The organism is Paenibacillus mesotrionivorans, assembly GCF_046098205.1.
GTDB lineage: Bacteria > Bacillota > Bacilli > Paenibacillales > NBRC-103111 > Paenibacillus_AR > Paenibacillus_AR mesotrionivorans.
In genome coordinates this window covers 138,693-161,362 of sequence record NZ_JBJURJ010000013.1, presented here as the reverse complement: position 1 = coordinate 161,362, position 22,670 = coordinate 138,693, and the positions used below count along the sequence as shown (strand labels likewise).

The following is a 22,670-nucleotide window of genomic DNA, read 5'->3' as shown; positions in this document are numbered from 1 at the left end:
GTTTTACATTGACCTCTTTATTATAATAATGGCGGAGCTATTAGAAAAATGAATATTTATAATACCAGATATAAGGTGAGGTAATAGTTATGGAAATCAATCTGGAATGGTACCGGGTATTTTATTGGACGGCCCAAACCGGGAGCCTGTCCAAAGCTGCCGAACGGCTCTACATCACCCAGCCTGCGGTCAGCCAAACCTTGAAGCAGCTGGAGGCCAAGTTGGGGGGACAGCTATTTTTCCGGACATCCCGGGGAGTGACGCTTACGGCAGAGGGCAGTGTGCTTTTCCGCTATCTGGAGCAGGCTTTCGGGCTGATGGATGTGGCGGAAAAGGCGCTGGGGGAGATGCATGGCCTAAGCAGAGGTGAAATCAACATCGGCGCCAGTGATACGCTGTGCAAATATTATCTGCTGCCGTATCTGGAGCAGTTCCACCGCCAATATCCGGATATCCGCATCCGCGTGACCAACCGGACTACGCCAGAAACTATACAGCTGTTGAAGGATGGAAAAATCGACTTCGGACTGGTCAGTTTGCCCGCGGGGGACAAGCAGGTGGAAATCCGCCAAAGCGCTTTGCTGGAGGAATGTCTTGTCGGCAGTCAAAAGAGCGCCGGGTTGGCCCGCCAGGGGCTTGCCGTGGAGGAGCTGGTGAAGCAGCCCCTCCTGATGCTGGAGCCCGGTGCGAATACACGCAGCTACCTGGACCGTTTTGCTGCCTCCTGCGGCGTCACATTTTCTCCTGAGTTTGAGCTGGGCAGTGTTGATTTGCTGGTCCAGTTTGCTTTGCGGGGGTTCGGTCTTGCCTTCGTGCCGCGGATTGCCGTGGCGGAGGAGCTGGCGTCCGGTCACCTGGTGGAGATTCACGTGCATCCGGCTTTGCCGGAGCGCCAGATGGGCATTGCCGCTCTCCGGGGAGTGCCGTTGTCCGCCGCCGCTAAGGCATTTGTTGGGTTGCTGCCGTGGTAATCCGGCGGAATTTTTATTTTTACCAAAACCAAATCCATTCACGCGCGGATATATAGGTGAGAGGATGTGAGAGGCTTGCACAGCGATGAGCGCGCAAGGGACGTGGAGGCACTGGCCCGGCGCTGGGGCAGCAGGCTGTATGCGTTTTGCCGGAGGCTTGCCCCGTCCCGGGCAGATGCCGACGATTTGTACCAGCAAACCTTTCTTCGGGTGCTGGATATGCCTGGGCGGGTAGAGGAGGGCAACAATCCGGCAGGTTTCCTGATGGCAATTGCCGCCAGGCTTTGGCGGGACGAACAGGTCAAGCGGGCCAGGCGGCACCGGATTGCGCCGGTGGACCCGGAGCCGGACCGGGTGGAGCAGGCTCCGGATACGGGAAGCACGGAGCAGCTGGTGGAGGACGCCATGCTGCGGCGGGAGGTTCAGGAATCCGTCCGCAAGCTTCCTGACGTGCTGCGGATGCCGGTACTGCTATTTTATATGGGCGGTCTGTCGGTCCGGGAGGTTGCCGATGCTCTGCATCTGCCCCAAGGCACAGTGAAAACCCGGCTTTATCAGGCTAGGCAGCAATTGAAATCCGAACTGGAGGGATATTCCATATGAAGAAGCCGATGACGGATGAGGAGCTGGATTCCCTGCTGTTTTCCGCTCTGGGAGATGAAGCCATGGAAGTGCCTCCGCCGGTGCAGGCTGCGCTCAATAGGGAGCTGCGGAGGGAAAATCGCCGCTGGCCCTTGTACTGGTGGGTGCCGGCTCTAGCCGGTACGCTGCAGACGGCTGCTGCGGCAGCGGTTATTCAAGTGTTACTACCTGGTTCGATGGCAGCGTTTTTGGCTGCGGCGGCCTGCGCTGTATGCTCCTTAAGCGGATGTGTGCTGTGGGGCGTCGCCCGGAAAAGATGGAAAAAGGAGGTAGAGGAATGCTGAATATGCCCTTGTTTATCGGAATGATGGTGGCTGCCTTTCTGTTGTTCGGGGGAGCTATGGCCTGTTTTGGAGTGTGGACGTACCGGGATGCGAAGAGACGCGGACTGGAAGCGGGACTGTGGACCATTATTGTATTGCTGATGCCTAACCTGCTGGGTTTTCTATTATACTTCCTGGTGGGACGCAAACACCGGAAAATCTCTTGTCCCGTTTGCAGCAGCCTCACAGAGCCGGATAAAGCTTATTGCTCCAGCTGCGGGACGCGCTTGGGGGAAACGGTTTTTGTGCCTGCTGAGCGGGGCCGGGGGAGGGGAATCCTGTTTGCCGGACTTGGTTTGATCGTACTGGGTTTCATGGTGGTTATCGGTATTTTCTTAAGCCAGTTCGCAGCTTCTCCAGAAACCTTCACCCAACGGAATATCGCCATCGGCCAAGCACAAACCTCAATGCCCAACAGGTGGAAGCTGTCCTTCTGGTATTTGGACGGGGAAAAGTCCCGCTCCATCAAGCTGAAGCCGGAGGGCTCCCGGATAGTGAGGGTCACTGCGTATATTGAGTCGGGAACCGCTGAGGCTGTATTAACTGCCAAGGAAACCGGTGAGGAGAAGCGGATCATGCTGAATGATCTGAATGGTCAGGATTCTCCTTATACCTGGGATGTCAGCGATTTCCCCGCAGATGCGAAGCTGACGCTCCGGATTTATGCCGAGAAGGCTAAGGGCAAATTTGAAATGAAGTGGGAGCAGTAGGGGGACTGCTGTCGGGTGCAAGGCGCAAGAATGTGGACGTAAAAAGCTGCAATGCACGCTGCTAAACCCTCGGGTGTCCCCACTTTGGATTCTAACGGACGTGAGCGCCGCTATTTGCCCCAAAACGAGGTTCACGAAATTCTAACGGAAGCAGGAGCCCTTATTATAGCGGAAAGGGGCTACGGGCAGGCCTTTTTGCGAAAGTAGCGTCTGTGGACGCCGTTAGAATTTCCGAAGGAGCATTTTTGCGGAAATAGCGTCTCTGAGGTCCGTTAGAACTTCCCGACGGAGCCGGGATCCCGGCTTCAACATAAAAAGCGGCTTTTGGCAGATATGCATGCCGGATGCCGCTTTTTGCCTATGCCTTCACTGCGCGGGAGGAGGGAGAGATTGCACCTACCGTCCCTGCGCCATACCCTGGCTGCTCCGCTCCTTCTGAATGACATCATGGGCCCCGCCTTCCACGATGGTTGTGGAGGAAACCGTAGTGAGCCGCGCCTTCTGCTGGAGCTCCGGGATGGTCAGGGCACCGCAGTTGCACATGGTGGATTTGATTTTGCTTACGGTAATGTCAAGGTTATCCTTCAGCCGTCCGGCATACGGAATGAAGGAGTCCACCCCCTCCTCAAACTCCAGCTTCCCGGCTTTGGTTTCACTGTGGTGATCGTAGCGGTGCCAGTTGCGGGCCCGGCTGGAGCCTTCGCCCCAATATTCCTTCACGAAGCTGCCGCCAATGAGCACCTTCCGTCCCGGGCTTTCGTCGAACCGGGCAAAATACCGGCCCAGCATCACAAAATCCGCACCCATAGCCAAAGCCAGCACAATGTGGTAGTCATGCACAATCCCGCCGTCGGAGCACACGGGCACATAGATCCCCGTTTTGTCAAGATACTCCTGCCGCGCCGCTGCTACCTCAATAACGGATGTAGCCTGGCCTCTGCCGATGCCCTTTTGCTCCCGGGTGATGCAGATGGAGCCGCCGCCGATTCCCACCTTAATAAAATCCGCTCCGGCCTCCGCCAGATAAAGAAATCCCTCCCGATCCACCACGTTCCCCGCCCCTACCTTGACCCGTTCACCGAAGGTAGCTTTCAGATAACGGATGGTTTCCGCCTGCCATTCCGAATAACCGTCGGAGGAATCGATGCAGAATATATCCGCTCCTGCTTCGATCAGCGCAGGGACCCGCTCCTTGTAATCCCGGGTGTTGATGCCTGCCCCGACGATCAGCTGCTTGTTGCTGTCATGAAGCTCCAGAGGATGCTCCTTCAGACTGTCGTGGTCCTTGCGGAATACCAGGTGCAAGAGCCGGTCTTCCTTGTCGATCACGGGCAGGCAATTGAGCTTGTGCTGCCAGATGGTTTCATTGGCCTCGGCCAGCGACACTCCTTCCATAGCCACCACTAAGGACTGGCGGGGGGTCATAAATCCGGCAATCGGCTCGCTCTCCGACATCTGGTTTTCCCGGTAGTCCCGGCTGGTGACGATACCCATCAGCTTTCCGTTGGATTGGCCGTTTTCCGTAATGGCAATGGTGGAATGCCCGGTTCTTGCCTTCAGCCGCAGCACATCTCCCAGGGTATGCTGAGGAGTAAGATTGGAATCGCTGTCCACAAAACCGGCTTTGTACTTCTTTACCTTGCTGATCATGTCGGCCTGCTCGGCAATAGACTGGGACCCGTAGATAAAGGAAATCCCGCCGCAGCCGGCCAGCGCAATGGCCAGATTATGATCGGACACGGACTGCATAATAGCGGAGGTCATGGGCAGATTCATCTGCAGGAAGGGGATTTCCCCTTTGCGGAAGCGGGTTATCGGGGTGCGCAGCTGCACATTGTCGGGAATGCAGGCTTTGGTGGTCAAATTGGGTATCAGCAGATATTCGCTAAAGGTTCTGGACGGCTGATCATAATAAAAAGCCATAGCTTCACCTCCTATAAAATGGCCCCAAAAGCACTTGGAGTCCGCTTCGGAGCATCACATCACTTTTGGGGTTACGGGTTTCGGGGTTGGGGGATTCCTTACACATGTCCCAGACAGTGCACTGGAACCCCCAGATCCTGCTCCAGCTTCAGGTAATGGGCGCCTTTGGCCAGAATGGCCTGAACACCCACCAGGGTTACTCCCATCAGCTTCAATTGGGCGGCGATACACCGGATGGTGGCGCCGGAGCTGATGACATCATCTACCAGAAGCACCCGGTCCCCTTCCTTGAAGCCGTCGAAGCAAATAAAATTTTCATTATAAGCGGTTTCCCGGCGAATGCAAATCTGGAAATCCTCATACAATTCCGTACTCAGCCGCAGGATATTGACGGGCTTATGCAGCTTGCAGGCGGCCAGCATCCCCCAGGTATGTCCGCCTGGCTCCGGCGATACGATGTAATCGAAGGCGGGGAAATCCGCCTCTATACCGGCTGCCAGATGGTCGGTCAGCTCCAGCATCAGCTCCGGCTCCAGATAGGTGCCCCGCTCCCCGAAGGCATACAGCTTGAACGGATAAACCGTGGCGCTGTCCTTTTGGATTTGCACCGTTTTGGCAGCGTGTATGGAATGCGACAGTCTTGCGGGCATTTGACTCATACTGCTTCACTCCTTCAAAAAATATATAGATGGATGCCAATGAGCCCCGAGGCGCAGGAGAAGGACAACCGGAGGGAGCCGTCTCTTTTTTTGGGGGAAAAAGAACGGGCCTTCTGCCGCCGCAACGGGCAAACAGATTTGTCCGGTTACACTCCTCCTGTAGCCTGGGGCAATTTACGGTTGCCTGTAGAAACGCCCGTTCCACATTAACGGGCTTATACAAGAATGGAGACAACTATATGTTAGGTTTCGTCACACAAATTTCTTTTTTAGTATCCTAACATCCTTGAAAATCAATGTCAATAGATATATGCATGGTATGTTTATTCTCCGAAAAGTGGGCTCAGCTTCGTATTGACAGCGGGATTGGGTCGGTTTATCATTAATTTCAATTAATACGTTATATAAACTGACATCTCCTAATCCGAGGACGGAGTGATGAAGATGAGCGTGATGGAGCCTGATGTAAATGCTGTGCTGCCTCTTCCCCGGGAGTGTACCTTTACTGAGAATGATTGGCGGGTGCTTGCCCGCTATTGGTATCCTGTTGCTATCGCCGACGAGGTGAAGGACGCTCCTGTAGCCGCCAAGCTGCTGGATGTAAGTTTAGTCGTATACCGCAGCAGCGCCGGCAAGGCTGTGGTGGCCCGGGATCTGTGCTTCCACCGCGGTGCCCCGCTGAGCAAGGGCTGGATGGAGAACGGAGAAATTGTATGCCCGTACCATGGCTTCAAATATAATTGCGAAGGCGCCTGCACATCGGTGCCTGCACACCCCAACAGCAAAATTTCCCCCAGGCTGAAGCTGGCCATGTACCCGGCGGTGGAGCGGTACGGTCTGATCTGGACCTGTTTGGCGGGAGGGGAGGAGCCCCGGCTGCCGGACTTCCCGGGCTGGGAGGATCCGGATTTTATTCGAATTTTACCCCCAAGCTTCGATATCGCCGGTTCGGCTGGACGCCAAATGGAAGGGTTTCTGGATGTGTCCCATTTCGCTTATGTGCATACGGAGAGCTTCGGGGACCCCAATAATACCGAGGTGCCGCAGTATAAGGTGAGAAGGGAAGGGACGGAGCTGTTTGCCGATTACGTCAGCACCGTCAGCAATTACGGAAAAGGACAGAACATTCCTGTTCCGGAGGGGTTCCTGTGGCTTCGTGCCTTCCGGGTATTTCCGCCCTTCGCCGCTTCGCTAACGGTCCATTTTCCCCATGAGGGCAAGCTCATGATCCTGAACTGCGCCTCTCCCGTCTCCGCCCGGTATACCCGGCTGTTCTGTCCCATTGCCCGCAATTTCGATAAGGATGCGCCGGTGGAGGATGCTATCCGCTTTAACCTCCAGGTATTTTCGGAGGACCGGGCGATGGTGGAAGCCCAGAAGCCGGAGGACCTGCCCCTGGATCTGCTGGAGGAGGTCCACATTCCTGCTGACCGCACCTCTATCGCCTATCGCCAGCTGCTGTCCGAGCTGGGGTTGGGCCGCAACTATACCTCGTAAGGCAAGAAGCGACTCCTATCCATATATCCGTATGCCGCTTGCAGTTCCGGGCGGCCTTTTTTGTCCGGATAGATGCTTATGGAGCAGTGCTGATCCCACCTTGTGGGATGGTTTCTACCGTTCACCAACCACCAGCCCCGCCCACCAGCCCCGCCTATCAACCACAAGCCCTGCCCACCAGCCAATACAGAAGCAAAACCAATTTAACAACCAAGCTTGTGAAAATTATCACTTTCTTGGAGGTGAAATTGCGGTAATATAAACATAGGTTAAAAATACCTAGGTACAAATAACATAAATATGGAGGAATAGATCATGGAGTTCAAACATGCATTTACACCGGGTGCAATCGGACAGCTGACATTGAAAAACCGTTTTGTGCTTGCCCCTATGGGCTCCGGTATGGCGGACAATGAGATGATTACAGAGGAATTCATCCGGTACCATGTGGCTCGGGCCAAGGGCGGCGTCGGCATGAATACCATCGAATATACAGCCGTACATCCCACCACACGGAATCCGTCTATCCCTTCCATCTACGAGGACCGTTTTATTCCCGGCATGAAGCAGCTTACTGATGCTGTTCACGCTGCAGGAGGCAAAATAAGTACTCAGCTGTGGCATGCAGGGCGCCAGACCTCCAGCCAAATTACCGGGTTGCCGTTGATCGCTCCCTCTGCTATTCCCAATGTGGCTTACCGGGAAATGCCCGTAGAAATGGACCATGCGGTCATCCAGGAAATTGTAGAAGCTTTCGGAGCCGCTGCACTTCGGGCCAAACAGGCCGGCTTCGATATGGTGGAGCTGCACGGCGCCAGCGGGTACCTGTTGAATCAGTTCATGAGTCCTTACAGCAACAAGCGGGAGGATGAATACGGCGGCGACTTGGTGAAGAGAACACGCTTCTGCACAGAGGTCATCCAGAGCATCAAACGGCACGCAGGCGCAGATTTCCCCGTTTCCTACCGGCTGACCATCGAGGAATTTGTATCAGGCGGACTGGTACCCGAAGATATTATGGAGATCGCCCCGATCCTGGAGGCGGCCGGAGCCGATGTTCTGCACGTGACCAGCGGTCTGTTTGAGACTGTTCACAAAACCATTGCCCCCTTGGAGGTGGCTCCGGGATTTAACGCGGGCTATACGGCCCGGCTCAAAAAGCTGCTCCAGATCCCCGTTATGGTGGTGGGGCGGATTAACGATCCCGCAGTGGCGGAACGAATCATCGCCGAAGGTCAAGCAGATTTCGTAGCCTTGGGACGTACCCTCATCGCAGATCCTGAATTTTGCATCAAGGCGGAACAGGGACGTGTGGATGAAATCATCAAGTGTATCGGCTGCAACCAATCCTGCGTCGGCGGACAGCGTCCCGACCGGGAGCTTGCCGGACATAACGGGCCGGTATGCTTACGCAATCCGGTTACAGGACGGGAGGACCGCTTCGATGACAAGCCGGCGCAAACCCCCAAGAAGGTGCTGGTTGCAGGGGGAGGCGCAGCAGGGATGACCGCTGCCCTCCATCTGCAAAACCGGGGGCATCAGGTGGTGCTGTGTGAAAGCTCCGGCGCTTTGGGCGGACAGCTGTTCCTGGCAGGGCAATCCCCCTCCAAGGGGGAAATGGCGGAATCTGCCCTCCAGATGGGCCGGACTGTGGTGCGGAGCGGGGTGGAGGTACGTCTCCGTACACCTGTTACGCAAAGCCTCATCGAAGCTCTTCGTCCGGATGAGATCATCATCGCAACCGGTTCGGAGCCCTTCGTGCCCAACATTCCCGGAGTGGAAAGCGGGCATGTGGTAACCGCCCACGCTGTCCTGCGTAAGGAGGCGGCCCCAGGCTGCCGCACGGCCATTATCGGAGGCGGTCTGGTGGGCATTGAGGTGGCGGAGCTGCTGGTGTCCCAGGGCAAGGAGGTGGTCATCGTAGAGATGCAGGATGAGGTGGCCAAGGAGCTGGTGCATACCCGCAAGATTTTTGCGCTTGATTTTATTGCCCGGCATGAAATTCCTGTCTACGTGAACACCCGCTGTGTGTCTGTCGGGGAAGGGGAAATCACGCTGGAGAAGGAAGGCGCGGAGTTTACGCTTGAGCATATTGACACTGTTGTACTGGCTACCGGATCCAAGTCCCGGAATGAGCTGGCGGCGGTCGTACAGGCTTCGGGCATTCCATACCATGTGATTGGTGATGCCCTGAAGCCCCGCAAGGCGCTGGAGGCGATTTATGAAGGAGCGGAAGTGGCTCAGCTGATTTAACGGATCGGGTTGCAGGCTGCCTGTTAGGGAGGTTGCTCCTGCCGGGCAGCCTCTTTTGCTTCGATGGCGGATTTTGTATACTGGGAAGTAAAAGCCCGGAGGCGAACCGGATACAGGAAGCGGGAACCCACATGTATATCGATATTCTCATTTTGTCCCAGTTGATGCATAGCCCCAAGCATGGCTACGAGATCAAGAAAAATGTGGCTTTTCTATTGGGCAAATCCAATACCATTAATAATAATTATTTGTATCCCACCCTCAAGCGGTTCGAGGAAATGGGAGCCATCACCAAACAATTGGAGCTGCAGGAGAACCGGCCCAACCGGCATATCTACTCCATCACAGAAATGGGGAAGGAAATTTTCCACAGCCTGCTTAATGAATTTCCCCCGGAATATGCCCGGAATCAGGACGAAATCTTTAACCGGCTGGCGTTTTTTGATCTGCTGGAGCCGGAAACCCGGGAGCAGGTGATTACTGGACGTCTCCGGTTTATCGAGGAAAATTTGACTCATCTGGATGGTTTGGTCCACAGTCTGGAGGATAACCGGTTTTTGCCCATGTCCCCTATCATGCACGAATATTCGCGGCTGCAGATGCAGGCGGAGCAGGGGTTTTTCCTGAAGCTGAAGGAACGTTTTTTGCATAAAAAATGATGTAGATTTAATGAAAATTAAAATAGAATGATGCTGAAATCTGTCATATAATTATTGTAGTATGACGGTGGATGGATAACCATCGTGTGAAAGGAGCTGTTCGGGTTCGATGATGTGGAAAGAAAAATACAAGATCGGTGTGGAACTGATCGATGAACAGCACCTAGAATTATTTAAGCGTGTTGAAAGCTTTTTGCTGGTACTCCGCTCCAAGGACGATTGGGACACCAAGGTGGAGAAGGTTAAGGAAACCCTGGAGTTTATGAAGCTGTACGTGGTACAGCATTTCCGTGATGAGGAGCAGTATCAGCGGGAGGTTTGTTACCCGGATTGCGCCGGCCACTGCAAGCTGCATGCCCAATTTACAGCTGATGTGGCGGAATTCGTCAGACTGTTTGAGGAGCAGGGTTATCAGGAGCCGTTGGTCCAGAAGTTCGCCGGTAAGCTGCTGGCATGGCTGATTAATCATGTGGCCGCTTCCGACCAGAAGATCGCCGACTATCTGGAACGCCTGAAAGGGGATCCCGCGTATGAATCCTGAGCTTGCGAATCCCTTCTATGTGGCAACCCGGGAAGTGTTCCGGCTGATGCTGGACCTGGAGGTTCAGCGCGGAGCGGACCAGCTGAAGCTGGACGGTCTGGCCAATAAAAAAGCCTGTGTCAGCATCGGCATTGTTGGCGATCTGGAAGGCACCATCCAATATAATTTTCCCGAAAGTATGACGCTGGAGATGGTACGGATCATGTCCGGCATGGAAATGGAGGTTGTGGATGATTTTGTCGCCTCCGCCCTTAGCGAAATCGTCAATATCATCAGCGGCAACGCCATGACCAGCTTGTTCGAAAGCAATTATACCTGCGACATTCTCCCGCCTACTCTCGAGCTGATCGAGGAAGTGGCGGAGCGTCCTTCCGATAAAGTGATTTCCCTGCCCCTGGAGACGATCATCGGTCCTCTCCGGGTAGAAGTGGATTTGCGCAAAAAAGGGGCATAACGCCCGATCCTCCGCTGGTTTCCTTGGGAAGCTGGCTTTTTTGTTTGCCCTTCGCGCATGTTTGCAAACACGCTCTTAGGATGAATCCGTTTCGCATGATTAGCTGCCGGGCCAAGTGGTATAATAGACTGGAAGCGCGGTCCAGTGCCGCGGCTCTAGCAATAGCACTTGGGAGAGGAGTGGACCGTACCATGGATCAACAAGACGGATTGGATGTACAGAAGGAGCTGGCTACCTTTGCCGGGGGATGCTTCTGGTGTATGGTGAAGCCTTTTGATGAGCTCCCGGGAATCCTTCGGGTGGTTTCCGGTTATACGGGCGGACATAAGCCCAATCCTACCTATGAGGAAGTGTGCACCCATACCACTGGACATACGGAGGCGGTGCAGATCGAGTTTGATCCGGCACGTTTCCCTTATGCCAAGCTGGTGGAGCTGTTCTGGCAGCAAATAGATCCCACCGACCCGGGCGGTCAGTTTCATGACCGGGGTGACTCCTACCGCACAGCGATTTTTTACCATTCCGATGAGCAAAGGAAGATTGCCGAGGAGTCCAAGCGCAAGCTTGCAGAAAGCGGACGATTCGATAAGCCCATTGTGGTCCCCATTGAGCCTGCCCAGCCGTTCTATCCGGCGGAGGAGTATCACCAGGACTACCACAAGAAAAATCCGATGCATTACAAGCGTTACCGGATCGGGTCCGGCCGGGAGGCGTTTATTGAACAGCATTGGTCCCGCAAAACCCATGACACAAGCCACTTGACGCCGATACAGTATGAGGTAACCCAAAATAACGCAACGGAGCCGCCTTTCCGCAATGAATTTTTCGACCATAAGGAAGAGGGCATCTATGTGGATATTGTTTCGGGTGAGCCCTTGTTCAGCTCATTGGACAAATTTGATTCCGGCTGCGGCTGGCCCAGCTTTACGAAGCCGTTGGCCGAACATGCGGTGAAGGAGAAGTCGGACTTCAGCCATTTTATGATCCGTACCGAGGTCCGCAGCAGTGAAGCGGATTCCCATCTGGGCCATCTGTTTGACGATGGTCCGGAGGAGAAGGGGGGACTGCGCTATTGCATCAATTCCGCCGCTCTCCGGTTTATCCCCAAGAAGGATCTGGAGCAGGAAGGGTATGGCGAGCTCCGCAAGCTGTTTGGTGAATAAAAGAAGTACACTTCGAACCCCTGGTCATAATGGCCGGGGGTTTTTGGGGTGTGCTGGCGGGTGTAACATATATCACACTTTGAATAGAGCGGACAGTTTATAATTTACGGGTCCGCTGTCCGCATCAACCGACGCTTGTGGTGGGGCGGAACAACCGGGCAAGATCGGTAAGGAGGAACCAAGATCCATGGCTTACAAGTCGCTTGAACTGGTAAAACCTGAACTTTATACGCTGGAAGGGCTGGAGGTGGGGTTGACCTCATCCTGCAACTTCAAGTGCGATTATTGCTGCGCGTATCAGCGCAATGACGGAGAAAGCGTGGATGGCCAAGAGGTAATCCGGATACTGGAGGAGCTGCCGGGACTGAAGCGGGTGCGTTTATCCGGTGGTGAGGTCACCATGAAATACAAGGATTGTGTGGAGGTTGTGTCCTACTGTGCTTCACGGGGGATTCAAACCCAGTTGAATTCCAATGCCAGTTTGTTGAATGAAGCCAAGGTGGAGGAATTGGTGCAGGCGGGGCTGACCACCATTCATATCAGCTTTAACTTTACGACAGCTGAGGGGTTTTCCAGGTATTATAAGCTGCCTCCGGCTGTTTACAACCGGATTCTGGAGAACATCCGCCTGTTTGCACAGACTAAGGTGGATACAGTGTTGGAGACGCTGTTATTTGAGGAGACCCAGCATTGTCTGACGGATATCAGCGCCATGGTCTATGATCTGGGGGTCCGCACTCATGAAATCCAGAACAGCATTGTCATGAATCATACGGGATGGAAGGCTATAGCGGCACGGGAGCAATTGAAGCGGGCGGTGGATGAGCTCATCGCCGCCAAACGGGAGGATTCGGTACTGTTTTTAACCTGTATGGACCGTTTCGCCGAAGAGCTGGGCATCCGTGAGCAGCCGGGAGTATTTATTACCCAATGTATCGAAGGCAAAACCCAGCTCCATCTCCACGGGAACGGGGATATCCTAATTTCGGAGCTATGTTATCCGGTAGTGATCGGCAACATCTATAAGGGCACCAAACTGGCGGATATTTTCAGCAGTATGCCTCCTGCCTTACAGGATTATCTGCAGCGTGAGCCATGCCCGGCACGTGAAGCCATGTTTCCGGGGGGAAGCAAGGCCTAGGGCGGGGGTTGCCTACACGCCCTGATCCGTCATTCCTTCTCCGTCCCAAGACGGAGATATAAATCCTCCTGTGGTGTGTTGTTCCCGGATGGCAGGTTGCTTACAATGAGAACATACAGGATAAAGTCCTAAACAAGTTCAGGATTCGAACGGGAGGATATTATGGACAGGAAAGCGTTGGGCGGTATTTTATTAATTCTGGCCGGGGTATTGATGTTTGCCGGGAAGGGAAACCCCATAGACCCGGGATTTGTCTTCGGGAACTTCTGGGCCAGCCTATTTATTATCCCATTGGGATTATTCTTCCATTGGCTGTATTTCTTCGCCACAGGCCGCAAGGGGACAGGGCTCCTTATTCCGGGCGGTACCCTCCTGGTGGCGGGGGTGGTTTGCCAAGTCTCCATGCTGTTTGATATTTGGGAGTACACCTGGCCCGGCTTCCCGCTGGCCGTAGCATTCGGCCTTTTGGAGTTTTATTGGTTTTCTGGCCGGAACCGCTGGCTTCTGATTCCAATCTTCATTCTTACCAGCGTATCCGTGCTGTTCTTCGCCATCTTCGCATTAGGCGGCTTGACCAGCTTCCATGTGATGGGCCAGTCCGCAGCAGCTATCGTGCTCATCGCCGCAGGTCTGTTCCTGATGCTGGGCAAAAAGCGCGAGCGGTTCTAATCCGCCGCGCCGTTACACAGAATGCTTCCGTCCGTCTCTTGGGGAATCGGTTCCAGTCAGGCTTGCCTGGCCAGGAAGCTCCGATGCCCGGGAGACGGGCTTTTTGCGTGGGGGCGCCATGGTCCCCGGATCAGGCTGCATCTCGGGCAACTGGCTCCAATAACGCTTGGGCATATGATTCATCCGCAGGCGGGGGTTGACCCGCTCCCGGATGGCAATGGTATTGTAGAACCGTTTCCAGAGGCGGCGGAATTCCACTTCCTTGTGATCCAGCTCGGGCATGTCCAGCTCATCCACAGCGACAATCGCATCCCGCCCAGGCTCATGAATAAGGGCTTGACCGTGGGTCTTGTCGTAGATCATGAAGGTTTCGCTGGCGAATCTGTCGCAGAAGTGGCTGCGTATCTCTGGCAGCACCTGATTCCGCGGCTCTATGATGGAGACCAGCGCTCCTTGGTGGACGGAGAAACGGACGAAGCCAGTAAACTTATGAGCTTCCCGCCTCAGCTGCAGCACAGCCTCATCCAGCGTCCTGACGGTATCGTCCGCCAGCATATCCGTAACGGCGGGGCCGCAGGAAAAGCCCAGGCGCAGGAAATGGAGCAGCAGCAGCTCCTTGTGGGGGTGGTGGATCAGCCAGCCCAGGCGCACCAATTCACGGGCTTCCCGGGAAATCTTCGCGGCGATGGTGGCATATACCCGCTTGGCTGTGTTCAGATCGGTGGCAATGGGCCGGGCAGGCAGAAGAAATCCCTGCTCCTCCTCCTGGGAGACGATCTCATAAGGAAGCTCCTGCTGGCTGTAACTTTCATATACGCAGCATAAAAACCCGTTAAAGCTGCCGTCATAGCTGTAGGCTACATCTGTCCGGTAAGACATTGCATCACACTCTCCTTTGTCACCGCGGATTCGTCAAAAAAGGATAGCTGCTCATACTCTGGCTGCAGAACGTTCTTCAATCCGCTTTCGGAAATGAGGCCACGCAGGATGCTGCTTTCATTAACACGCAAACCCTCCAGCGCCTTGCCCTTACAGGTGATAAAATATTGGGCCCGCTTCAGGACCACACCCAGCTTCTTCAATGAGGCAAAGTCCAGGTTGGCTGTTCTTCGTGCGGCGATAATCCGTTTGGCGCTTTGGACGCCGATGCCCGGAACCCGAAGCAGCTCCTCGTAGGAGGCTCTGTTCACCTCCATAGGGAACAGCTCCATATGGTGGATGGCCCAGTTGCACTTGGGGTCGATGAGCGGATTAAAATTGGGATTCCGCTCGTCCAGCAGCTCCCTGGCCTGAAAGCCGTAGAACCGCAGCAGCCAGTCCGCCTGGTACAGCCTGTGCTCCCGCAGAAGAGGAGGTTTGGTCTCCGTAGAGGGGAGCAGGGAATGCTGGGTCACAGGCATGTAGGCCGAGTAGAATACCCGCTTGAGCTTGTATTTCTTGTACAGCCCCTCCGACAGAGTGAGAATCTTGTGGTCCGTCTCGGGTGTGGCCCCGACAATCATCTGGGTGCTCTGACCGGCCGGGACGAACTTGGGGGAATGACGGTACTTGACCACGTCGTATGCATTCTCAGTGATCTTCTCCCGGATGAGACCCATGGGCTTCAGGATGGACTCCTTGCTTTTGTCCGGAGCCAGCACCTGCAGGCTTTCCTGGGAGGGAAGCTCAATGTTGACGCTCATCCTGTCAGCAAGCATACCCAGGCGGGAGATCAACGCACTGTCCGCGCCGGGAATGGCCTTCACATGGATGTAGCCGTTGAAGCCGTATTCGTTCCTGAGAAGCTCAAGGGCTGCAATCATCTGCTCTGTGGTATAGTCCGGGCTGCGCATAATGCCCGAGCTCAGGAACAGGCCTTCGATATAATTGCGGCGGTAAAACTGTATAGTGAGATCCGCCAGCTCCTTGGGCGTAAACGCCGCGCGGCGCGTATCATTGGAGCGTCTGTTGACGCAGTAGGCACAGTCGTACATGCAGCTGTTGGTCATCAGCACCTTCAGAAGCGAGATGCAGCGTCCGTCTGCGGAGAAGCTGTGGCAGATGCCCATACTCACCGTATTGCCCGTCATGCCTGCTTTGGAGCCTCTGTTGGAGCCGCTTGAGGTGCAAGCGACGTCATACTTGGCCGAGTCGGAGAGGATGGTCAGCTTGTCGATCAAATTCATGGGTGTTACCTCCTTGCTTGCATTTATCATAACACAGAACATGTGTTCCTGTCATCTTTCATGCATGGGAGTTCTTGTCGAATATGAAAAAACTTTTGTAAAAAAAGGTTTGACATTGTTTTTTGACCGTGGTATATTACTTCTTGCGCCCAACAAGAAAGCCTAAGAAACAGCGCAAAAACATGCAGATCCGTAGCTCAATGGCAGAGCAACCGACTCTTAATCGGTAGGTTGTGGGTTCGACCCCCACCGGGTCTATAGCATCACCTTTTTCCACCGGCAATGCCGCATCTTGCAGATCCGTAGCTCAATGGCAGAGCAACCGACTCTTAATCGGTAGGTTGTGGGTTCGACCCCCACCGGGTCTATAGCATCACCTTTTTCCACCGGCAATGCCGCATCTTGCAGATCCGTAGCTCAATGGCAGAGCAACCGACTCTTAATCGGTAGGTTGTGGGTTCGACCCCCACCGGGTCTATATGATTTTTCCAAGGAGTCTCCTTCGTCCCAGCAGGCGGAGGGGGCTTTTTTTAATGCAATTTTTCTGTTGACCTTCCCGTTGCAGGAAGGTTTATGATAGATCCGTAAAGCTCATCCGGCCGAAACAGCTTAAAGCATGGAGGTCCCATTTTGAAAATCAGCGAGTTTGCCGAACACAACCAAGTCACGCCGAAGATGCTGCGCCATTATGACGAAATCGGCCTGCTTAAGCCGGAGGCCACGGACCCGGTCAGCGGGTACCGGATCTATGGGGAGGAACAGTCCCGGCAGCTGGGATGGATTCAGATTCTGAAGAATCTGAGCTTTTCGCTGGCAGAGATCAAGGAGATTCTCCGCGGCCCGGTGGGCAGGAGGGAATTATTGAAGGAGCTGAAGGAGAAGCGTATCCGGATCCTTTCCGCCCTCAATGAGCATCACCAGAAAAAGCTGCAGATTGACCGCTTCATTCAATTGCTGGAAAGGGATGAGGTTCAAATGGATAAGCTTATTGAGCTGGTGTCGCTGGAGCAGACCAGTGTTCACGAGTTAAAGAAGAATATGCCCAATATGGAAATGTTTCTGGAGAACGTGGCGGATATTCTGGCTGCTTGCGCCGGTGCCGATCCCGTTGCGGTGCTTCGTTTCGATATCGCCCGCTTCAAGCAGGTCAATGACGATTATGGCTTCGATGTGGGGGACCGGGTTATTCTTGCCTGTTATGAGATCCTTCTCGAGTCGGCTCGACCCTTCGGCACAGATGCCTGTGTCGGGCGGACCCACGGCGATGAGTTTATCCTTTTTGTTAAAGGGGACAAAAACCAGGCTGAGGAATTGGCAGGCCGGATTGTGGAAGGACTGGGAAAGTTTCCGTTTTCCAGCGTAGGCTGCCACTCCCGGGTAGGCTGCACCATCGGCCTGCTCCACACAGTGAAGGAAAAAACTGGCGATATCCGCAGGATGATTGAGGATACCCTGGATACGGTTAATGAAGCGCGCAAGGGAGGACCTAACACGGTTTTGCAGCTGCCTTATATAGAAAGATAAGGAATCATCTATATTTAAGAACGCCTCCGGAGGTCAAGCTTCCGGAGGTTTTTACCTTCTTCAGAAACTGTTTAGAGTTTCTTCATCTGATATTAAGGTACGTCTTGTATAGTGTAGATAGTAAGTGAAACGTAAGCGCTTTACAAACGTATAAGCCTAATGTTGAACCTAATCTGCGACGCGCCGTCCGCCTCTTGTGCACCAGCGGCATTCCCAAAGACCAGCGCCGCCACTATTGAATATGAAATGGGGATTTACCATGACAACGAAACAATGGATTATGATCGGTACGATTGTGATAATGATTACGTTGAACGGAGGCCCGGGAAGAGACGGCATTCGGTCGGCTGAAGCCGCATCCATAGCCTTCTTCGATACCTCCAGCCAAGCCGACAGTGAGGATGCTGCAGCAGAGCTTGCCAAGGTCAGCGATCCGCTGGCTCAAGCCATCGGCGAGGAAGCCGACTCTGTCATCTATGATGCTCTTCTTCAGGGCAAAACTCTGGCTGATGTGGCTTATGACCACGGCGCCGATGTGGACAGCCTTATCCGCCATCAGGTTGCCCAACTTACCGTACAGTTGGATGAGCGGCTTGCCGCAGGCAGCATCTCGGAAGAGGTGTATGCCGCGCACCGCGGTGAGTTGTATGACATTGTGGCCAGAAGTGTCCACGGGTTATAACGATAACCCGGTTTCCATTAACCCGGTTCCCCACATGAAAAAAAGGAGCTATAACGGAAGTCTTCTTCCCGCTATGGCTCCTTTTTTGTACAGCCCTATTCGTACAAAGCGTCCAACAGCTTGGACGACATATAGGATGTTTTGTCCGCACTTACCCGCTGCTGCCGGGGCAATCCCTCGCCCGTTACCGGATTGGGCTGTTCCTTCAACAGCACCCAAGGCCCATCTTCCCCGTCCAAGCGTACGGCCCGGATGCCGCCCTCGCGGCATAACCGCTCCACTTCTTCGGGCTGCAGGCCCCACTTGGCCGCCGCCTCCCGGACACCCATAATCTGGCTTAACACGTTCATGAACTCCGCCACCTTTTTTACCCTACTGGAAACCTCACGATCCCGTCCCTTCATTCTAGGGCATTGCCGCGGGTTGGGCAAGGTGGGTGCTGTCTCACAGGTATCACAGGTTCTTATACTTCCGTCTCCCCCGGGACAACCTAACCGTATTACCACATAAAAAGGAGCGGTTTGTCATGCATATTAAAAAAGCGGCATTTTCCAGAGTCATTCCTAACGGGGATCAGCTTATCGGAGAGGTGAAGGTTTGGCCGGTCCGGGAGGAGGCGCCGATGCTGGCCTGGTTTGTGCGGGAGGCGGACGGCTGTCTGTCTCTGCAAAAGCTGATCCGCAAGCAGGAGGAGCTGGATCTGGACTGGTACGACAATGACCTGCGGCAGGCCTTCCAGGATGTGACTGCCGAATGGTTCACCCAGCCACAAACCTCGGATGCCTGCAACCGGACGGAGTTTGAGCGGGAGGTGCTGGATTATCAGGATGTGGCGGCGGAGCTGGAGGAGCATCTGTGGAACACGGAGCAGGAGCTTGCCAAGGGGGCGGTGTTTGGAGCATTTGCCCATAAGGCCAGTCCGGAGGCCGGCGAATCGCAGCTGCACTAAGCCTAAGCCCGTTTCCTTGATACAGCAGGCAATTAAGGTTCCCCGGTGGAAACGTTCATGTTATGATGGGGGCATATACCTTTTTTGCTGAGGGGTGGCGTATGGGCAAGTTTATCGGTTTTGTTTTGTTATGGCAGCTGTTGGGGAATCCGTTCCTTGCCATTCTGGTGATTCTCGTGATCGGCTATTTCCTGGAGCGCCGCTTTATCGGCCTTACTCCCAGCATCGGCAAACCCTTTAAGCGGAACCGCAGGCTATCCGTTCTGCGGCGGGAGCTGGAGAGCCGTCCCCATGATACCCGGAGCAAGCTGGAGGCGGCCAGACTGTATCTGGAGAAAAAACGCTTCAGGGAAGCTCACGACTATCTGGAGCAGGTTTTGCCGGTGATGGACGATTCCGCCGAGGTGCTGGTGGAGCTGGGCTGGGCGAAGCTTAGGCTGGGCCAGCTGGAGGAAGGCGAATCCCTGGTCAGACAGGGGCTGGAGCGTAATCCCCGGGTCCGGTACGGCGAGCCGTATCTGTGGCTGAGCGAAGCGTTTCTGGAGAAGGAGCCGGCCAAGGCGCTCCATTATCTGGAGGAGCTGCGCCAGCTGAATTCCTCCTCCTCCGAAGCCTTCTACCGGATGGGCGAGCTGTACCGGTCCATGGGACGCAAGGAGGAAGCCAAAGCTGCATATGGCGAAGCGCTCCGCATCTACCGGAGTCTGCCTAAGTACAAGCGGAAATCCGAACGGAGATGGGCGCTTTTGTCCAGATTGAAAAAGAATGCGGGTTGATTCGGTCCGCCTCCGGCTCATGCCGCGGCATAGTCAGGTCGGTCCGTACCCGTGCTAGAACCGTCAGGGATAAGCCTTGGCGGTTTTCTCATGCGCAGGCCGCCAAACCCGCCTCCGGCTTGACGGTTTGCGGCAGCCGCCGCTAAACTAATAGCGGATTCATTTTCTTTGGAAACGCCAAAAAGAAAGGTTGAGATGTCATGTCCTTTATTCCCAAAGCACTGACCATTGCCGGCTCGGACAGCGGCGGAGGCGCAGGCATTCAAGCCGACCTGAAGACCTTCCAGATGCTGGACGTGTTTGGAACCACCGCCATTACTGCCATTACGGTGCAAAATACATTGGGCGTCACCGGCATCTATGATGTGCCCCTGGAGGGCATTGCCGGGCAAATTGATGCCGTGATGACCGATATCGGGGCGGATGCCGTCAAAACCGGCATGCTCTCCCAGCCGGCTGTTATTGAGCTGGTTGCCGCTAAGGTCAAGGAGCATGGCATCACCAGGCTGGTGGTGGACCCGGTTATGATCGCCAAAGGCGGGGCATCCCTCTTGGCGGAGGAGGCCAAAACGGTGCTGCGCCGGGTGCTGCTGCCCGTAGCCGCTTTGGTGACGCCCAACGTGCCGGAGGCGGAGGTGCTCACCGGGCGGGAAATCAGCTCCTTGGAGGAGATGAAGATTGCCGCCCGGCAGATTGTGGAGGAGTACGGCGCCTGCGCCGCCGTTGTGAAGGGTGGGCATATGGAAGGACCCCCTGTGGATGTGCTGTATGACGGGACAGATTTTCTTCTGCTGGAAGGGGTCCGGTATGAAACCCGCCACACCCACGGAACGGGCTGCACCTTCTCTGCAGCGGCAGCGGCAGGGCTGGCCAAGGGCGAGAGCCTGGAGCAGGCTGTCAAAACGGCCAAGGCCTTCATTACCTGCGCCATCCGCGATGAGCTGGGCATCGGGCAAGGCCACGGTCCCACCAATCATTGGGCCTATTCCAGGAGGGGCTGACCCATGTTCTATGCGGATTCGGACAAGCTGAACCGTCTTCTGGACTATCTGCCGGAGCTTGGCGGTATCGCCGGTGAGCTGGTTACCCGCTGGCATGAGGGGGACCGGCTGCTGGAGGCTGCGCTGGAGAGGATCATTCATCTGGCGCTGGAAGCAGTGACAGATGTAGGCGGGCTGCTGATCGACGGATTTATTCTGCGCGATCCGGGCAGCTATGCCGATATGATGGATATTCTCCTGGATGAAGGTGTCATCGGGCCAACGCGGCATGGGATTATGACCCGGCTGGTGGAAGCCCGCAAGATGCTGGTGCAGGATTACCTGACTCCGGACCGGCTGCTGCTTCTGGATATGGCCAGCAGCTTACCTGAGGAGCTGACCGGCTTTGCGGAGGATGTCCGGCACTTTGCCGGACGGGAGACCGGCGGAGCAGGAGTATGAGCCATCCGGGAAGGATGTTTTTTTTCGGTTAGCGGATTATGATACTTTTATGTATAAAAATTTTACTTAATAACAACTATAAGATAAAATAAAGTCAAAACAGGTGAGGGAGGTGAAGGGTTGAGCAAGGATCAGGATTCGTCGACGCGGAAGGTCCTCCTGACCATGATGAAAACAAAAGGCCCTTTGTCCGTCAATGAGATGGCCAAACGGCTTGGCGTTACAGAAATGGCAGTGAGGCGGCATCTCAACACCATGGAACGGGACGGTCTGATAGAAGCTACTATTTCCAGGCAAGCCATGGGACGGCCCTCCCATTTATATTCCCTCACAGTTTTGGCCGATGATTTGTTCCCGAAGAATTATCATCTGCTGACCCTGGACCTTCTGGATGAATTGCTGGCCCATGCGGGAGAGGAGCAGGTAAACCGCCTCTTCGAGGGCCGCAAGGAGAAGATGCTGGATAAATATGCTGATCAGATGAAGGGCCAAACGTTAGAGGAGCGTGTATCCGAGCTCACCGATATTCAGAATGCCGGCGGATATATGGCCAATTGGGAGAAGAAGGAAAACGGCGAGTATGTTCTAAACGAATTTAATTGCCCTATTGCCCAAGTAGCCAACCGGTATGAGGAAGCCTGCAAATGCGAGCTGAACCTCTTCCGGACCCTGCTTCAGGCGGATGTGGAGCGGACGGATTGTATGACCAAAGGCGCCTGCCGCTGCTCTTACCGGATTAAGCCGCTTCAAGACGGCACAACCGCCGAATCCCCAAACGACAGCTCCTCTTCCTGAGGCGGCTGCCGTTTTTTTTGTGAAGAATGAGGGGGTGGAACATATTTACAATGGCACTTCTATATGGTTTAATATGAATGAACACAAAAATATTCATTCATGGGGCGGCAGATGGAAGATAAAAAGACTCTGATATATAAAAGTGCAAAAGAGCTGTTCTCTGCTAATGGTTTCAAGGATACGGCAATTTCCGATATTGCCAAAAAAGCGGGCATGGCGGTGGGGACCTTCTACAATTACTACTCCTCCAAGGAAAAGCTGTTCATGGAGATTTATCTGGAGGAAAATGAAAAGCTGAAGCGGAGCTGCCTGCAATCCCTTGATCTGAGCCGGCCGCCTGTGGATGTGGTGCGGGAGATGCTGGTGAAAAACGGGGAGGGTATAGCTGCTAATCCCATTCTCCGGGAGTGGTATAACAAAGGGGTTTATCAAAAGCTGGAGAAGATGTACCGGGAGGAAAACGGGCAGCAGGCGGTGGATTTCCTGTATGACAGCTTTCATGAGCTGGTGGTGAGCTGGCAGGCTGAAGGCCGGATGCGCCAGGACATAAACAGCAAGATGATTATGATGGTGTTCGCTGCCATTATTAATGCGGATATACACAAGGAAGAGATCGGCATCGGCTATTTCCCGCAGCTGACAGACCTGCTGACCGAGCTGGTGATGGACAGTCTGACCCGGCCTTAACGGCCGTTGGATAATCAGAACGCTCTATAAGATCCACGAGGAGGG

At 54.5% G+C, this 22,670-nt stretch carries 25 protein-coding genes, 3 tRNA genes and 1 riboswitch; of the genes, 23 read left to right on the top strand and 5 right to left on the bottom strand.

Features of this window, described 5'->3' with window-relative positions; genetic code table 11:
• Window positions 1-89 precede the first annotated feature (89 nt).
• From ACI1P1_RS19685 to ACI1P1_RS19670, 4 genes are all read left to right on the top strand, one after another.
• Entirely contained in the window at window positions 90-971 is an 882-nt protein-coding gene (locus ACI1P1_RS19685; protein ID WP_416218153.1) for a LysR family transcriptional regulator, read from the top strand.
• 75 nt (window positions 972-1,046) lie between these two features.
• Window positions 1,047-1,574, top strand: coding sequence for an RNA polymerase sigma factor (locus ACI1P1_RS19680; RefSeq protein WP_416218152.1), 528 nt, complete (start codon window positions 1,047-1,049; stop codon window positions 1,572-1,574).
• Complete coding sequence (locus ACI1P1_RS19675) at window positions 1,571-1,897, top strand: hypothetical protein (protein ID WP_416218151.1); 327 nt, start codon at window positions 1,571-1,573, stop codon at window positions 1,895-1,897. Before ACI1P1_RS19680 ends, ACI1P1_RS19675 begins: the two co-directional genes overlap by 4 nt.
• Window positions 1,891-2,646, top strand: a complete 756-nt coding sequence (locus ACI1P1_RS19670; protein ID WP_416218150.1) for a hypothetical protein — start codon at window positions 1,891-1,893, stop codon at window positions 2,644-2,646. The genes ACI1P1_RS19675 and ACI1P1_RS19670 overlap by 7 nt, the downstream gene beginning before the upstream one ends.
• A gap of 396 nt (window positions 2,647-3,042) precedes the next feature.
• On the opposite strand, the gene ACI1P1_RS19665 is transcribed toward ACI1P1_RS19670, so the two are convergent.
• Both ACI1P1_RS19665 and ACI1P1_RS19660 read right to left on the bottom strand, forming a co-directional pair.
• Window positions 3,043-4,569, bottom strand: coding sequence for an IMP dehydrogenase (locus ACI1P1_RS19665; protein ID WP_416218149.1), 1,527 nt, complete (start codon window positions 4,567-4,569; stop codon window positions 3,043-3,045).
• A gap of 98 nt (window positions 4,570-4,667) precedes the next feature.
• Window positions 4,668-5,228 carry a phosphoribosyltransferase gene (locus ACI1P1_RS19660; RefSeq protein ID WP_416218148.1) on the bottom strand — a complete coding sequence of 187 codons (561 nt, stop codon included), beginning with the start codon at window positions 5,226-5,228 and terminating at the stop codon, window positions 4,668-4,670.
• Window positions 5,229-5,368: 140 nt separating this feature from the next.
• Window positions 5,369-5,471, bottom strand: a riboswitch (purine riboswitch).
• Between the two features lie 201 nt (window positions 5,472-5,672).
• On the opposite strand from ACI1P1_RS19660, the gene ACI1P1_RS19655 reads away from it, so the two are divergent.
• From ACI1P1_RS19655 to ACI1P1_RS19620, 8 genes are all read left to right on the top strand, one after another.
• Entirely contained in the window at window positions 5,673-6,725 is a 1,053-nt protein-coding gene (locus ACI1P1_RS19655) for a Rieske 2Fe-2S domain-containing protein (protein WP_416218147.1), read from the top strand.
• A 315-nt stretch (window positions 6,726-7,040) separates the two neighbouring features.
• Window positions 7,041-8,978: an oxidoreductase gene (locus ACI1P1_RS19650; RefSeq protein ID WP_416218146.1), complete on the top strand. Its 1,938-nt coding sequence runs from the start codon at window positions 7,041-7,043 to the stop codon at window positions 8,976-8,978.
• 131 nt (window positions 8,979-9,109) lie between these two features.
• On the top strand, window positions 9,110-9,637 hold the full coding sequence (locus ACI1P1_RS19645; RefSeq protein WP_416218145.1) for a PadR family transcriptional regulator: 528 nt from the start codon (window positions 9,110-9,112) through the stop codon (window positions 9,635-9,637).
• A gap of 109 nt (window positions 9,638-9,746) precedes the next feature.
• The gene (locus ACI1P1_RS19640) at window positions 9,747-10,178 is read left to right on the top strand and encodes a bacteriohemerythrin (RefSeq protein WP_416218144.1); all 432 of its coding nucleotides are present in this window, start codon (window positions 9,747-9,749) and stop codon (window positions 10,176-10,178) included.
• Window positions 10,168-10,632, top strand: coding sequence for a chemotaxis protein CheX (locus tag ACI1P1_RS19635; RefSeq protein ID WP_416218143.1), 465 nt, complete (start codon window positions 10,168-10,170; stop codon window positions 10,630-10,632). Before ACI1P1_RS19640 ends, ACI1P1_RS19635 begins: the two co-directional genes overlap by 11 nt.
• A gap of 191 nt (window positions 10,633-10,823) precedes the next feature.
• Window positions 10,824-11,795, top strand: coding sequence for a peptide-methionine (S)-S-oxide reductase MsrA (msrA, locus tag ACI1P1_RS19630; protein WP_416218142.1), 972 nt, complete (start codon window positions 10,824-10,826; stop codon window positions 11,793-11,795).
• 187 nt (window positions 11,796-11,982) lie between these two features.
• Window positions 11,983-12,936 carry a radical SAM protein gene (locus tag ACI1P1_RS19625; RefSeq protein ID WP_416218141.1) on the top strand — a complete coding sequence of 318 codons (954 nt, stop codon included), beginning with the start codon at window positions 11,983-11,985 and terminating at the stop codon, window positions 12,934-12,936.
• A 162-nt stretch (window positions 12,937-13,098) separates the two neighbouring features.
• A complete protein-coding gene (locus ACI1P1_RS19620) occupies window positions 13,099-13,605 on the top strand; it encodes a hypothetical protein (protein ID WP_416218140.1) in 507 nt (168 codons plus the stop codon).
• Between the two features lie 12 nt (window positions 13,606-13,617).
• Here ACI1P1_RS19620 and ACI1P1_RS19615 read toward each other — a convergent pair whose 3' ends face one another.
• Together ACI1P1_RS19615 and ACI1P1_RS19610 are read right to left on the bottom strand one after the other, a co-directional pair.
• On the bottom strand, window positions 13,618-14,484 hold the full coding sequence (locus ACI1P1_RS19615) for a TIGR03915 family putative DNA repair protein (protein ID WP_416218139.1): 867 nt from the start codon (window positions 14,482-14,484) through the stop codon (window positions 13,618-13,620).
• Window positions 14,463-15,770 carry a putative DNA modification/repair radical SAM protein gene (locus tag ACI1P1_RS19610; protein ID WP_416218138.1) on the bottom strand — a complete coding sequence of 436 codons (1,308 nt, stop codon included), beginning with the start codon at window positions 15,768-15,770 and terminating at the stop codon, window positions 14,463-14,465. The genes ACI1P1_RS19615 and ACI1P1_RS19610 overlap by 22 nt, the downstream gene beginning before the upstream one ends.
• Before the next feature lie 186 nt (window positions 15,771-15,956).
• Here ACI1P1_RS19610 and ACI1P1_RS19605 point away from each other — a divergent pair.
• From ACI1P1_RS19605 to ACI1P1_RS19585, 5 genes are all read left to right on the top strand, one after another.
• Window positions 15,957-16,028, top strand: a tRNA-Lys gene (locus tag ACI1P1_RS19605).
• 38 nt (window positions 16,029-16,066) lie between these two features.
• Window positions 16,067-16,138 (top strand) — tRNA-Lys (locus tag ACI1P1_RS19600).
• Window positions 16,139-16,176: 38 nt separating this feature from the next.
• Window positions 16,177-16,248 (top strand) — tRNA-Lys (locus ACI1P1_RS19595).
• A gap of 152 nt (window positions 16,249-16,400) precedes the next feature.
• The gene (locus tag ACI1P1_RS19590) at window positions 16,401-17,294 is read left to right on the top strand and encodes a diguanylate cyclase domain-containing protein (RefSeq protein ID WP_416218137.1); all 894 of its coding nucleotides are present in this window, start codon (window positions 16,401-16,403) and stop codon (window positions 17,292-17,294) included.
• A gap of 259 nt (window positions 17,295-17,553) precedes the next feature.
• A complete protein-coding gene (locus ACI1P1_RS19585; RefSeq protein WP_416218136.1) occupies window positions 17,554-17,976 on the top strand; it encodes a hypothetical protein in 423 nt (140 codons plus the stop codon).
• A 95-nt stretch (window positions 17,977-18,071) separates the two neighbouring features.
• On the opposite strand, the gene ACI1P1_RS19580 is transcribed toward ACI1P1_RS19585, so the two are convergent.
• Window positions 18,072-18,326, bottom strand: a complete 255-nt coding sequence (locus ACI1P1_RS19580) for a hypothetical protein (protein ID WP_416218135.1) — start codon at window positions 18,324-18,326, stop codon at window positions 18,072-18,074.
• A gap of 176 nt (window positions 18,327-18,502) precedes the next feature.
• Here ACI1P1_RS19580 and ACI1P1_RS19575 point away from each other — a divergent pair, with 176 nt between their 5' ends.
• The 6 genes from ACI1P1_RS19575 (at window position 18,503) to ACI1P1_RS19550 (ending at window position 22,625) form a co-directional block, all read left to right on the top strand.
• Window positions 18,503-18,925 carry a hypothetical protein gene (locus ACI1P1_RS19575; RefSeq protein ID WP_416218134.1) on the top strand — a complete coding sequence of 141 codons (423 nt, stop codon included), beginning with the start codon at window positions 18,503-18,505 and terminating at the stop codon, window positions 18,923-18,925.
• 101 nt (window positions 18,926-19,026) lie between these two features.
• Window positions 19,027-19,701 carry a tetratricopeptide repeat protein gene (locus ACI1P1_RS19570; RefSeq protein ID WP_416218133.1) on the top strand — a complete coding sequence of 225 codons (675 nt, stop codon included), beginning with the start codon at window positions 19,027-19,029 and terminating at the stop codon, window positions 19,699-19,701.
• A gap of 200 nt (window positions 19,702-19,901) precedes the next feature.
• Entirely contained in the window at window positions 19,902-20,702 is an 801-nt protein-coding gene (gene thiD / locus ACI1P1_RS19565) for a bifunctional hydroxymethylpyrimidine kinase/phosphomethylpyrimidine kinase (protein ID WP_416218132.1), read from the top strand.
• Between the two features lie 3 nt (window positions 20,703-20,705).
• On the top strand, window positions 20,706-21,143 hold the full coding sequence (locus tag ACI1P1_RS19560; RefSeq protein ID WP_416218131.1) for a DUF86 domain-containing protein: 438 nt from the start codon (window positions 20,706-20,708) through the stop codon (window positions 21,141-21,143).
• Window positions 21,144-21,263: 120 nt separating this feature from the next.
• Window positions 21,264-21,938 carry a helix-turn-helix transcriptional regulator gene (locus ACI1P1_RS19555; protein ID WP_416218130.1) on the top strand — a complete coding sequence of 225 codons (675 nt, stop codon included), beginning with the start codon at window positions 21,264-21,266 and terminating at the stop codon, window positions 21,936-21,938.
• A gap of 111 nt (window positions 21,939-22,049) precedes the next feature.
• A complete protein-coding gene (locus ACI1P1_RS19550; RefSeq protein ID WP_416218129.1) occupies window positions 22,050-22,625 on the top strand; it encodes a TetR/AcrR family transcriptional regulator in 576 nt (191 codons plus the stop codon).
• The last annotated feature ends 45 nt before the right edge of the window (window positions 22,626-22,670 follow it).